Below are 11,771 nucleotides of genomic sequence, written 5' to 3'. Positions count from 1 at the left end.
CTATTCCAATACTTTAAAAATTGCGCAGATTGTATCACTATCTTGCTTTGTGCTCTATCGAAACCCAAGCGCAAATTTACCCATTTATGATCTAGATTAAATTCCTCGGTAACTCAGATTGTTAGCTTTTTTATATAAAAAATATTCAAATTACATCGTGGCAAAGTATTTACAACAAGGGTGAAAACTTGTTATAAAAATGCCGCGTTACAAAAATAACAACAAAACACCTTTATAATAAGAATAAAAATAGTTATCAAATAGCTAAACTGCATTCGAACCACCTTTAGGGTGGTTTTTCTTTTCCTAAAACCCCAAAAAAGATACACCTTATTTATCAAGTGGTTAGCTTGTTTCTTTAGAATAAAAATAAAAATAGGTTGACCTTTGCAGCAGATTTCCTTTTTATAGAAGAAAACAATCCGCAAGAGGAATTCACTATGCTTTCGAGGTTAGAACAAGCCCAAGAAAAATGGGGAGGCAGCCATAGTGTTATTGATGCATGGTTAGCAGAGAGACAAGAATTACTACTTCAATTTTGTAAAATTGCGGGATTTTCTCCATATGACAAAAAGGACCACGCCTTGCCAGATCAAGTGCAGATCCAGTCATTTTGCCAAATTCTCATGGATTATCTTTCAGCCGGACACTTTGAGATCTATGATAATTTAGTCGAGGCTTGTGAAGAAAAAGGCCCTGAAAGTGCTAAATTAGCAAAGTCTCTTTATCCTCGTATCGCAGACACTACCGATGTTGCACTTGATTTCAATGATAAATATGCAGAGCATTCTCAAGAACAAGTGCTGAAAGATTTTGATAGAGATTTATCCAACCTTGGTGAGGTATTAGAGTTACGCTTCGAACTTGAAGATGAACTGATCGACAACTTATACGCCAATCACACTGATTAACTCTATGTTGCGGAACATATAATAAAAAAGGGCCTTATGGCCCTTTTTTATTATCTCGAAAGATTATTCCGACGCGTGCTTGTGACCGTCTTCGCCGTGACCTTCATCGCTTTCAATTTCAAGTAATTCTACTTCAAAAACAAGCGTTGAGTTCGCTGGGATCTTACCTAGGTTGCGCTCGCCATAACCAAGTTCAGCTGGAATTGTAAACTTGTACTTTGAACCAACAGGCATTAATTGTAGGCCTTCAGTCCAACCTTTAATGACTTGACGTAAACCAAAGCTTGCTGGCTGATTGCGCGCGTATGAGCTATCAAACTCAGTACCATCTAGCAAAGTACCTTTGTAGTGTACTTTCACACGGTCAGTGTCTGCCGGTTTTTCACCTTCACCTTCAGAGATAACTTCGTACTGAAGACCAGATTCAGTCACAGTAACGCCTTCTTTTTTCGCGTTTTCAGCCAGGTACTTTTCGCCTTCAGCTTTGTTCTGCTCTGCTTCTAGTTTTACTTTTTCAGCTTGCTTCTCACGCACATTCGCGTCTAATGCAGTTAATACTTCACGAATTTTAGCTTCGTCTAGTTGTGCGTTACCCGCCAATGCATCTTCAAAACCACGCATAAGTAGGGCTTTGTCTAGTTGCACACCAAAACCACTTTTCTCTTCTAAGTCTTTTTGTAGGAAGTTACCAACAGAAGCACCAATACCGTAGGCTTGTTGCTGTACTTCAGTTTCTAGTTTTAGTTCTACTGGTTTTTGTTCTTCTGCTTTTTGGTTACATGCAGTCAGTGCAAGAACTGAAGCCGCTACCAAAGACAATTTAATCGTCTGTTTCATTCTCTCTCTCCGACAAGCCTTTCGACTGTCTGTTAATATTTTATTAATGGTTAAAACTGTTTAGCCACATTAGCATTCATCGCTGCAGATGCCAAATTGTATGACCTTCTCAGCATATTTTTAGCGTTTTCTGTGACTTGAAGCGACTTTGCAGTAACGATACGCTACTATCAAAGAATACTATTCAACAATTGGATAGATATTCATAGTCTACCTTGTACAACGCACTGCGTTAAGGGAAAACCGACATTATGCCCAAACTTCAACGCGCTTTGCTTATTGCAGCGGTGGTTATGCTAATGAGCTGTACACCGTCAGATAAAAAAGCCGACCTCACTGTCGAACATGCTGCTCGCGGCGCGTTTGCGGCCGCTATTTCACACGATGGTCGTTACAGTTTAGTGTCATCCGTAGAACATGGTGTCAATCTTTGGGACAATCAAGTCCACGGATTAAAATATCAATGGCAACAATCAAAGCCTGATGGCAATTTAGTCCATTCACTAGCTATTGCTTATGACAATAGCTTTGCAGTCACTGCCGAAAATAATACCTTTGCGGTTTGGGATATCAGCTCAGGCCAAAACCGAGGCTATTATCAAATTCAAACCGGCACCATCAGAGACATTACTATCAGTAACCAAGGCCGTTACATATTATACGGCCGCAGCGACAACGTCGTCGTACATCTGGATTTAGAGAGCGGAAGGCGCTTAGAGTTCCTTGGACATCAAGAAAAAATTAATTCAATTGCCATGTCACCCAACGGGCACTTCGCACTCACCGGTGCAAATGACTACACAGCCTACTTTTGGGATACCCGAACGGGACAAGTGATCCACCGCTTTAACCACCCGAGTCGAGTGACAAAAGTGGCACTTGATGCATCTGGCCAATACGCTTTCACTGCGGATAGTCTAAAAAAAGCCAGCATTTGGCAACTTGCGTCAGGTGATCTTGTCTCACAATTACAGTATATTGCGCGGCAGAAAATATTCAGTGCGGTGCGCTTTAACGATACTGGTACTTTGCTTGCCACAGGCTCTCCCAATAGAGAACTCACATTATGGCGAGTCAAAGATGGAGAAAAACTAGGACTATGGAAAGTACAGCCTCGCGAGGGTAGCCGCCCAAAATCAGCTGTCGTGTTCGATGTCACATTTTTAGAACAAGACCGCGCTCTAATGAGCGAAAGCTCAAGCGGCTTATTAGAGCGTTTTAATCAAATGGAGTCCCAATGACCGAATTAGAAGAGCGTGTAATGGAGCTTGAAGCCAAAGTGGCTTTTCAAGACGACACCATTGAAACACTCAACGACGAGTTGCGCACGCACCAACAGCGACTCGCTAAAATGCAGCGCCAAATCCAATTACTGGGTGAGAAAATAAAAGAAAGCAGAGAAGAAGGCCTGATGCCTCAGCATAAAGAGCCACCTCCACCCCACTACTAGAGATTTATTATGTCAAAATTAAGCCTGAGTTTTACTCTGGCTTAAACACCCCTATGACCTGCTCAAACTGGCGTGTTGATGCTTGTACCGCCTCTTCTGGCTGGGTCATCACATGACCACACTTAACACACTCAACCTTTTCGACTTCATGCTCTTTGTACAGCATCATCACATCTAATTCTTGGCACTCTGGGCAAGATGCCCCTGCAATAAAACGTTTTTTCTGCCTCATGGTTTCCCCTACTACTAGGCTCACAGCGAATGTTGCTATTTTAACCCAAAGTCGAAGTGCAGGATATGACTAACTTGGATGACGTAAGCATCTGGGTTCGTGCTATGATAGGCACAATTGAGGTAAACATAGATACATTATGATCCAGCTGTCTGATATAGAACTCCTTCGTGGTGGAAAAAACCTGTTAAAACATGCCAGTGCCACCTTATTTCCAGAACACAAAGTGGGCCTGGTTGGTGCCAATGGGTGTGGTAAGTCTTCACTATTTGCTCTGCTAAAAGGAGAGCTAACGCTAGATTCTGGTGAGTTGTTATTTCCAAAAGACTGGTCAATCGCCTCGGTAAAACAAGAAACGCCCGCACTGGAAAACAGTGCGCTGGACTATGTATTGCAGGGGCACCCTGAATATTATGCTTGTCGAATAGCTTTGCAAGAAGCAGAAAAAGAGCAAGATGGCGCAAAACAAGCACAAGTGCATCAACAATTAGAACATATCAAAGGCTATAGCATTGAAGCCAAAGCGGGCGAGTTATTACATGGCTTAGGGTTCAGTAACGAACAAATTGATAATCCGGTCAGCGCCTTTTCTGGTGGTTGGCGAATGCGACTCAACCTCGCGCAAGCCTTGATCCGTGACGCCGATCTGCTACTGCTGGATGAACCAACCAACCACTTAGACCTAGACGCTGTTTATTGGTTAGAGCGTTTTTTACGCGCCTACACTGGCACGCTGGTACTTATCTCTCACGATAGAGAGTTTTTAGACGCTGTGGTTGATCAGATCTGGCACATCGACCAACAAAAAATCAATGTTTACAAGGGCCATTACTCACAGTTTGAGCGCCAAAAAGCCGAGCGTATGTCACAACAGCAAGCGCTTTTTGAAAAACAGCAAGAACAAATCGCCCACTTAGAAAAGTTCATTACACGCTTTAAAGCAAAAGCCAGTAAGGCTAAACAAGCACAAAGTCGTGTTAAGGCACTTGAGCGAATGGAAAAACTCGCACCAGCCCACGCCGATTCACCGTTTGATTTTGAATTTGCAATGCCTAGTGCTTTACCGAACCCGTTGATGACACTTGACGGCGCACAAGCTGGCTATGGTGACATTACGATCTTGCATAAAATTAAGCTTAATTTGGTACCAGGTAGTCGTATAGCATTACTGGGTCGTAACGGTGCTGGTAAGTCTACTTTAATCAAGCTGTTAGCGGGTGAACTCGAGCCGCAAGCGGGCGAAGTCTTTATGCATCAAGGCCTCAAAATCGGCTACTTCGCCCAGCATCAACTGGAGTCACTCGATTTAAACGCCAGTGCAGTAACACATCTACAACGACTAGACCCAAAAGCCAGCGAGCAATCACTTCGTGATTTTATCGGTGGCTTTGCGTTTCATGGCGACCGCGCATTAGAGCCTGTAGCGCCTTTCTCCGGCGGAGAAAAAGCACGTTTAGTGTTAGCCATGTTGGTTTACCAAAAACCCAACTTACTACTGCTGGATGAACCTACCAACCACCTTGATTTAGAGATGCGCCATGCATTAGTCATGGCATTACAAGGCTTCGAAGGCGCCATGGTGACCGTATCGCACGATCGCCATATGCTGAAAAATACCGCCGATGAATATTACTTGGTAGACAATGGAGAAGTTAGCCAGTTTGGCTATGACCTAGATGCCTACTACCAATGGTTGTTAAATGCCAATAAAGAAGCAGCGAAAAAAACAGAAAGTGACAGCAAGGCACACTCAAGCAGCAATCGAAAAGAGCAAAAGCGCTTAGAAGCAGAGTTTAGGAAATCAGTCCAACCACTGAAAAAGAATATTGAAAAGCTCGAAAAATCGCTGGATAAATACACCGAGCAATTAGCTGAGATCGAAGCACAACTGGCCGATAACAGCCTGTATAGTGACGATAACAAAAGCAAACTCACCGAGTTACTCGCAGAGCAAGCTAAAGTCACGCCACTGCTTAATGACGTGGAAGAATCGTTACTCATGGCGCTTGAAGAACTGGAAGAAAAACAAGCCGCGTTTGAAGAGAGTTTAGAGGCGTGATGCCACTGTGTGAGCACACTTTTTGGCAATACGCTTGTCGAGTCTATCAGCAAGGCACGATGCAAAGTGCCTTGCTTAATTTACAAAACGAGTACCATAAAAATATTAACTTGTGCTTGTTACTGATGCAGCTGGATCACCTCAATTTACAGCTATCTAGCGATGATGTCATACAGCTAAGTACGCTATGCCAATCATTGGATGCTCAGTTACTGACACCGCATCGTCAGATCCGCAGCATCCTAAAACAAAATTACCAGCAACACCCCTCCTATGCGCAACTGAGAAAACAATTGCTCCACAGTGAGCTTGAGCTTGAAAAGCTGCAGCAGGCAGAGCTTGTTAAACGAGTAAATCAACTTAAACCTACTCCACAAACGGCACCTAACAATCTTGCCCTCTACCTCACGAAAACGCAGATCAACACATTAAAATAGCCCTAATAAGCTAAAAAGCATGATCGAGATCAATCTTCCAGAGCACTGTAAAAGCACGCGTTTTAAAACTTGATCTTGATCATGTCTTGCCTGCGCTCCTGGGGCTAAGATTACCTCATCGACAAGTTAGGAGGCATCGCCATGAACGTATTCTTCAGAGATTTTTTTACTGACCCAGTGTTATTTCTCTCATTCGGGATCTTAGGAGTAGTGATTGCGCTGTGTCTGTTCTACGTATACTACTTCGTTAAAAAAGTGAACGAAGCAGAAGCACCAAATTGATACTAATGAGCCCGTACTGAGCTTAGATTAATAACCTAAATCAGCACACCTGTTCCCACAGACGAAAGAATTAAGCACGACGCACAAAGCACCTTACTAACCATGTTAGTCGGGTGCTTTTTATTTTACGCTCAACAGCGCTCATGAACTTTGTTACACTGCCAATCCGTTTGATTGTAAGACACCTTATGGACTACTCATTTCAAAGCGCATGGTGGATGCGCAACCGACATGTACAAACCATATTGCCGCGTTTTTTCAGGCCGTGGCAAAAAGTAGCGGTTAAATTTGAAGAGCTCACTACACCTGATGGAGACTTTCTTGAGCTTGCTTGGGCTAAACAGTCTTATCCCAATGCACCGCTTGCTATCGTGCTACATGGTCTTGAAGGTAATATTAATAGCTTTTACGCCAAGGGCATGCTTAAAGCCCTATCACAAAAAGGCTTTAATGCAGTACTCATGCATTTTAGAAACTGTTCCCGCGCCGCCAATCGATTGCCACGTGCATATCATAGTGGTGAAACCGCCGACCTTGGTTTTTTGATCCATACCTTAAAACAACGCTTTGAGGATAAACCGCTGTATGCCGTTGGCTTTTCTCTTGGTGGCAATGTATTAGCCAAATACCTAGGTGAACAAGGCAGCCATAGCAACTTACAAGGTGCCGCCGTGATCTCAGCACCTCACCACCTATCATCGTCATGCCAAGTGATCCGAAAAAGTTGTTATGGCCTATATCAAAAGTATTTGCTCGATAGAATGAAGCATTCCTTCTCAAGAAAGTTAGATACTATAGGTGATGTGTTGAACATCAATGCAAAGCAACTCAACGCCATCAATGATTTGTGGCAATTTGATAATGAGATCACCGCCCAACTACATGGTTTTAATGGGGCCGAAGACTACTATGCCAAAGCGAGTGCACAAAGCTATCTCAAAGAGATCCGAACGCCTACACTGGTGGTGCACGCCCAAGATGACCCCATGCTATCCGCGCAATCTGTTCCTCAGCCTGAACAGGTCAGTAGTAGCGTAACACTTGCGGTATCTCAAACTGGTGGGCATGTAGGTTTTATTGCGGGCAAGAATCCATTTAAACCACAATTTTGGTTAGAGCAAGCCATTCCTCATTACTTTAACGCGTTACATACAAAGGGCTAATGGATGATCATTCCTTATCAGCAACTTGACCCAAACACACTGGAAAACCTGATTGAGCACTATGTGCTCAGAGAGGGGACTGACTACGGTGAACAAGAATTTTCCACTGCTGCCAAGGTGGAACATGTGAAAGCCCAGCTCAAATCTGGCGAAGCATTGATTGTATTTTCTGAGCTACATGAGTCGGTCAATATCGTCTCAAAAGCACAGTTTCACGCAATGCAAAGTGATGAGTATCATCCGTATGATGAGTAGTGCTACAAAGCAAAGCTCATCTGTTTTTTTAATTTACCGGCTTGGCGGCGGGAGATCTCAACTTCTGCGCCATTATGCAATTTAGCCAACAGCCCATAGTTAATTGTCTCTTCTAACTCACTAATGGCATCCAAGCGAATGATATCACTGCGACTAGCACGCAGATAAACATCTGACTTTAATCGCGCTTCAATTTTAGTTAATGAGCTGTGTAAATAGGCTTTGCCATGCGCAGTGTAAATGGCGGCATGGTTTCCTACACTTTCAAAGCGAATGATCTCTCTCAATTGAATGATACGCATGGTCTCTGCCATTTTCACCATCAGCTTGAAGTCATCATCCAAAGTGGTATTGGCCTGTTCAGCCATAAGCGGAGCGAACTTTGAAATAGCATGTTCAAGACGCGCAGGTTGTACGGGCTTCAACAAATAATCAACTGCGTTGAGTGAAAACGCATCAACGGCAAACTCATTGTAAGCGGTACAAAATACGATGGGAATATCACCACCTAATTGCTCCGCGAGTTCAAGGCCCGTCCCACCCGGCATCTCAATATCTAAAAAAATAACTTGGGGTGAATGCACCTGAATTTTCTGCTGCGCATCAAAGATGTTTTCAGCTTCAGCACAGATCTCAATGTCTTTATGATTTTTAAGTAATCTTGCTAACTCCGCTCGTGCCAGCGGTTCATCATCGACGACGAGTACTCGAATTTTATTTGCCATTTGGGATCACCATACGTACCACATACTCATTGTCGCTGGGTTCAACCAGCAGCTTGCCTTGACCATCAAACATGATGGCTAAACGCGAGCGAATGTTCTTTAATCCTAATTGGGTGCCTGAGCTCACTCTCGATACATCAAAAGGATTTTTGACAATAACTTCTACCGAATTATGTAGTTGTCCATATGCCACTTCTACACCCACCTCGCCACCTGATGGTAAGTGTGAAATACCATGTTTAACGGCATTCTCAACTAAAGTCAGTATTGACATGCTGGGCAACGTTACATTCTCCAGCTCTTTAGGGCAGTGCATACTGTAGGTAAGTCGTTTACCAAAGCGGACACTTTCAATTTCCAGATATTGACAACAAATATGCCACTCGTCTTTAAGTGCCACATGTGTTCGCAAGTCAGTCGATAAGTTATAACGAAATAATTCCGACAGTTGTGTGACGACCTCCGCGGCTTTATCCCTATCTTGATAAATCATACCCCGAATAGTATTCAGCGAATTAAACAAGAAATGCGGATTGATTTGATTAAGTAACCCCGCTAATTGTTGCTCTTTTAATGCTTGTTGCAAACGCTTTTTCTCCCGACGACCAGTGATAACGTAGTAGCAGATAGACCAAAGCAGAAACAGGCCACAGTGTGATAAGTACGTTGAGAAGATACCTTTTACCCCGGACATATCAAATGTAAAACCCGAGCCATGCTTGCCCGTGTTAGCCTGCTGTTCGAATGATACAGAGTCTATAGGCGTAGCAAGAAACCCATGTACTACTATTTCAAGCCACAAGACACTTGCGACGGCAGCGAATACAGCCAATATTGCCAGCAGCCAAAACTTGACCTGATGCCAACCATGACGGCGCATCATAATATGCGCTGTACCACGGATCACAAAATGTGAAATGATAAGACCACCGGATGCGGTATATAACCCTCGCTCAATGTACTCAAAAAATGTGGCGAGATCTTTAAGCACAGGAAGAAGAAAAAGTGAAGTCATGATAAGCATCGAGCCCCACCCAGTAAGCTGGCAAAACCAGTAGGCCTTTGTTGGTTTTTTTATTAATGCTGACATGGTTATGCGCTCCCTATTTTTGGAACGCATTGTAACCGCAACCATTACTTAATTAAACCAAGTTAAAAGTTGAAACCAAGGCTTACATACAGCGACTCATCATCGCCGATTTTGCGAAAGCCCACTTCAGGCTTCATCATTGAAAACTCTATCGCTCTTATCGCCACAGAAAATCCAGTCTCTGAATCGGTATTGTCACGATATTCAATCGCACCACGTACGGCCAAGCGCTCTCCAAGCATGCTTTCTGCACCAAGCGTCCATTGCTCATAACTCAGCGTTGAATCACCAGTGACTAGGCGTAAGTCTTGATGCATATAGCTTTCTTCAACAAACAACCTTTGGTTGTCGGTCACATTCCAATTCAAACCAATTGTAATGCCCTTTTGCTCGATATGTTGTGCCGTTTCATCATCACTGAGCATTTGCAAATTGAAACGACCATATACATCTAGGTTCCAATTGTTTTCAAAAGTAAATAGCTGCTTTTGTAATGTGATGCCGGAACCGTCTCCCGAAAAACGCTTATCTATATCCAAACTTTGTAAATCGATAGATACCCCTTGCCAGATATCTAAGCCACTACTTTCTTTTTTGTCATGCGCGGCCGCCGTGGCAGAACCCAAAGCGAATAGTGATGCTGCCAATGCCAGAGTGAGAGATTTCATTTTATACATGGTTACTTCCTTAAATTTAAATTTTGCGTATTGCTTGAGATAAATAATAAGGATTTCAGCAACCTTGAGTTGAACTAAATGATGAGCGGTCAATTTCGGTGATAAACGTTAAAAATCAACATTTCTTCAATCGAAATAATGACGAAAGGTCAAATTAGCGGCTAAACGTAAAAGATTGTAGATGAAGTAATAATTGATACAATCAATAACACATCACAACAACAATAAAGGCAACCCCATGAAGTTAACGACTGCGCTTTGTGCCAGCGTCCTAACGATATCTAGCGCCTACGCTACAGATTATAAAGCGTCCGATCGTGCGCAAAGCATTGCTCAAAAAAGTATTTTGATTGATACCCATATCGACGTCCCCTATCGACTTCAATCAAAGTGGGAGGATGTCAGTCAAGCCACCACAGGCGGTGATTTTGATTACCCTAGAGCAGTCAAAGGCGGCCTAAACGCACCGTTTATGTCAATTTATATTCCTGCAAATTTGGAATTTGAAGGTAAAGGCAAAAGTTATCAATTAGCCAATGAACTCATCGACAGCATGGAAGCATTGGCTTTTAGAGCGCCTGAAAAGTTTGCCGTGGCTTATTCAAGCAAAGACATTTATACCCATTTTAAACAGGGTAAGATCTCGATTGCTATGGGAATGGAAAATGGCTCACCTATTGAAGGAGACATTAAAAATCTCCATCACTTTTTTGATAGGGGTATCAGGTATATCACGCTTGCCCATTCGCAAAGTAATCATATTTCCGACTCATCGTACGATATTCGTCGCAAGTGGAAAGGTTTAAGCCCATTTGGTAAAGAGCTGATTGTGGAAATGAATAAGATTGGTATGTTGATCGATGTATCGCATATCTCTGACGCCGCTTTTTATCAAGTGATGGAACTGTCTAAAGCGCCGGTGATCGCTTCTCACTCTTCTCTGCGCAAGTACACACCGGGTTTTGAGCGTAATATGGATGATGACATGCTCAAAGCACTGAAGAAAAATGGCGGGGTTATTCAAATAAACTTTGGTTCAAGCTTTGTTACGGCAAATGCCAGAAATTGGTATAAAAAACGCGATGAAGCCCAACAGCGTGATGCCTATATCGCGCAAAACCCATTCCCATTTGCCACCTTAGAGCAAGTGCTTGATCACATCGATTATGTTGTAAAGCTAATTGGCATCGATCATGTTGGCATTGGCTCAGACTATGATGGGGTTGGTGATTCATTACCCATTGGCTTAAAAGATGTGTCGAGCTATCCAAATCTAGTACAAGGACTTTTGGATAGAGGTTATAGCGAAGTTCAAATTAAAAAGATATTAAGTGGCAACACTTTGCGTGTTTGGCGTCAAGCCGAAGAATACGCCGCTAAGTTCTAACATCAAGCTAGGCAAAGTGGAATTTGCTTCACTTTGCCTGTCATCAAGTATACAAATAAGTCAAAAATACAGTGTGAGACATTTGTGCACGTACAGCAATGAAATAATAAATTCAGAATTAGTCAGGAAATAAGTCGGAAGTATTTGACGCTTTATTGAAAAGCTATTTACAGGAAAGTGGTTGCGGGAGCCGGATTTGAACCGACGACCTTCGGGTTATGAGCCCGACGAGCTACCAGGCTGCTCCATCCCGCGCCTGTAAATTG

General features: G+C 43.0%; 13 protein-coding genes and 1 tRNA gene. 8 read left to right on the top strand and 6 right to left on the bottom strand.

Going from position 1 to position 11,771, the window contains the following annotated elements; genetic code table 11:
- Positions 1-440: 440 nt before the first annotated feature.
- Positions 441-911, top strand: a complete 471-nt coding sequence (gene rsd / locus ACW689_RS19250; RefSeq protein WP_476293797.1) for a sigma D regulator — start codon at positions 441-443, stop codon at positions 909-911.
- A 63-nt stretch (positions 912-974) separates the two neighbouring features.
- Here rsd and fkpA read toward each other — a convergent pair whose 3' ends face one another.
- Entirely contained in the window at positions 975-1,748 is a 774-nt protein-coding gene (fkpA, locus tag ACW689_RS19245; RefSeq protein ID WP_476293796.1) for an FKBP-type peptidyl-prolyl cis-trans isomerase, read from the bottom strand.
- Between the two features lie 251 nt (positions 1,749-1,999).
- On the opposite strand from fkpA, the gene ACW689_RS19240 reads away from it, so the two are divergent.
- Together ACW689_RS19240 and ACW689_RS19235 are read left to right on the top strand one after the other, a co-directional pair.
- Positions 2,000-2,989 carry a WD40 repeat domain-containing protein gene (locus tag ACW689_RS19240; protein WP_476293794.1) on the top strand — a complete coding sequence of 330 codons (990 nt, stop codon included), beginning with the start codon at positions 2,000-2,002 and terminating at the stop codon, positions 2,987-2,989.
- A complete protein-coding gene (locus ACW689_RS19235) occupies positions 2,986-3,198 on the top strand; it encodes a SlyX family protein (RefSeq protein ID WP_476293792.1) in 213 nt (70 codons plus the stop codon). Before ACW689_RS19240 ends, ACW689_RS19235 begins: the two co-directional genes overlap by 4 nt.
- 31 nt (positions 3,199-3,229) lie before the next feature.
- Here ACW689_RS19235 and ACW689_RS19230 read toward each other — a convergent pair whose 3' ends face one another.
- Complete coding sequence (locus ACW689_RS19230) at positions 3,230-3,430, bottom strand: YheV family putative zinc ribbon protein (RefSeq protein WP_476293790.1); 201 nt, start codon at positions 3,428-3,430, stop codon at positions 3,230-3,232.
- Between the two features lie 139 nt (positions 3,431-3,569).
- Here ACW689_RS19230 and ACW689_RS19225 point away from each other — a divergent pair, with 139 nt between their 5' ends.
- From ACW689_RS19225 to ACW689_RS19210, 4 genes are all read left to right on the top strand, one after another.
- Positions 3,570-5,489, top strand: a complete 1,920-nt coding sequence (locus tag ACW689_RS19225; RefSeq protein WP_476293788.1) for an ATP-binding cassette domain-containing protein — start codon at positions 3,570-3,572, stop codon at positions 5,487-5,489.
- Positions 5,489-5,926, top strand: coding sequence for a TIGR02444 family protein (locus tag ACW689_RS19220; protein WP_476293846.1), 438 nt, complete (start codon positions 5,489-5,491; stop codon positions 5,924-5,926). Before ACW689_RS19225 ends, ACW689_RS19220 begins: the two co-directional genes overlap by 1 nt.
- A 470-nt stretch (positions 5,927-6,396) precedes the next feature.
- Positions 6,397-7,371 (top strand): hydrolase, encoded by a 975-nt coding sequence (locus tag ACW689_RS19215; RefSeq protein WP_476293844.1) that lies wholly within the window; start codon positions 6,397-6,399, stop codon positions 7,369-7,371.
- Positions 7,372-7,374: 3 nt separating this feature from the next.
- Positions 7,375-7,626 (top strand): YheU family protein, encoded by a 252-nt coding sequence (locus tag ACW689_RS19210; RefSeq protein WP_476293786.1) that lies wholly within the window; start codon positions 7,375-7,377, stop codon positions 7,624-7,626.
- Positions 7,627-7,628: 2 nt separating this feature from the next.
- Here the strand turns inward: ACW689_RS19210 and ACW689_RS19205 are convergent, their stop codons facing one another.
- The 3 genes from ACW689_RS19205 to ACW689_RS19195 form a co-directional block, all read right to left on the bottom strand.
- Positions 7,629-8,351: a LytR/AlgR family response regulator transcription factor gene (locus ACW689_RS19205; protein ID WP_476293784.1), complete on the bottom strand. Its 723-nt coding sequence runs from the start codon at positions 8,349-8,351 to the stop codon at positions 7,629-7,631.
- Entirely contained in the window at positions 8,341-9,441 is a 1,101-nt protein-coding gene (locus ACW689_RS19200; protein WP_476293782.1) for a sensor histidine kinase, read from the bottom strand. The genes ACW689_RS19205 and ACW689_RS19200 overlap by 11 nt, the downstream gene beginning before the upstream one ends.
- A gap of 62 nt (positions 9,442-9,503) precedes the next feature.
- A complete protein-coding gene (locus ACW689_RS19195) occupies positions 9,504-10,118 on the bottom strand; it encodes a hypothetical protein (protein WP_476293781.1) in 615 nt (204 codons plus the stop codon).
- A 238-nt stretch (positions 10,119-10,356) separates the two neighbouring features.
- Between ACW689_RS19195 and ACW689_RS19190 the strand changes: the two genes are divergently transcribed.
- The gene (locus ACW689_RS19190; RefSeq protein WP_476293779.1) at positions 10,357-11,505 is read left to right on the top strand and encodes a dipeptidase; all 1,149 of its coding nucleotides are present in this window, start codon (positions 10,357-10,359) and stop codon (positions 11,503-11,505) included.
- A 178-nt stretch (positions 11,506-11,683) separates the two neighbouring features.
- Here ACW689_RS19190 and ACW689_RS19185 read toward each other — a convergent pair.
- Positions 11,684-11,760 (bottom strand) — tRNA-Met (locus ACW689_RS19185).
- Positions 11,761-11,771: the final 11 nt, after the last annotated feature.

Source organism: Pseudoalteromonas sp. ABE4_541 (assembly GCF_056312285.1).
Note: the sequence above shows the minus strand (reverse complement) of the source record. Positions and strands in the feature narration are given on the sequence as shown.

Excerpts from the sequence above, each read along its gene's own strand:
- fkpA (WP_476293796.1), bottom strand. The coding sequence starts at position 1,748 with ATGAAACAGACGATTAAATTGTCTTTGGTAGCGGCTTCAGTTCTTGCA.
- ACW689_RS19230 (WP_476293790.1), bottom strand. The coding sequence starts at position 3,430 with ATGAGGCAGAAAAAACGTTTTATTGCAGGGGCATCTTGCCCAGAGTGC.
- ACW689_RS19215 (WP_476293844.1), top strand. The coding sequence starts at position 6,397 with ATGGACTACTCATTTCAAAGCGCATGGTGGATGCGCAACCGACATGTA.
- ACW689_RS19210 (WP_476293786.1), top strand. The coding sequence starts at position 7,375 with ATGATCATTCCTTATCAGCAACTTGACCCAAACACACTGGAAAACCTG.
- ACW689_RS19235 (WP_476293792.1), top strand. The coding sequence starts at position 2,986 with ATGACCGAATTAGAAGAGCGTGTAATGGAGCTTGAAGCCAAAGTGGCT.
- ACW689_RS19200 (WP_476293782.1), bottom strand. The coding sequence starts at position 9,441 with ATGTCAGCATTAATAAAAAAACCAACAAAGGCCTACTGGTTTTGCCAG.
- ACW689_RS19195 (WP_476293781.1), bottom strand. The coding sequence starts at position 10,118 with ATGTATAAAATGAAATCTCTCACTCTGGCATTGGCAGCATCACTATTC.
- rsd (WP_476293797.1), top strand. The coding sequence starts at position 441 with ATGCTTTCGAGGTTAGAACAAGCCCAAGAAAAATGGGGAGGCAGCCAT.
- ACW689_RS19190 (WP_476293779.1), top strand. The coding sequence starts at position 10,357 with ATGAAGTTAACGACTGCGCTTTGTGCCAGCGTCCTAACGATATCTAGC.
- ACW689_RS19225 (WP_476293788.1), top strand. The coding sequence starts at position 3,570 with ATGATCCAGCTGTCTGATATAGAACTCCTTCGTGGTGGAAAAAACCTG.
- ACW689_RS19240 (WP_476293794.1), top strand. The coding sequence starts at position 2,000 with ATGCCCAAACTTCAACGCGCTTTGCTTATTGCAGCGGTGGTTATGCTA.
- ACW689_RS19220 (WP_476293846.1), top strand. The coding sequence starts at position 5,489 with ATGCCACTGTGTGAGCACACTTTTTGGCAATACGCTTGTCGAGTCTAT.
- ACW689_RS19205 (WP_476293784.1), bottom strand. The coding sequence starts at position 8,351 with ATGGCAAATAAAATTCGAGTACTCGTCGTCGATGATGAACCGCTGGCA.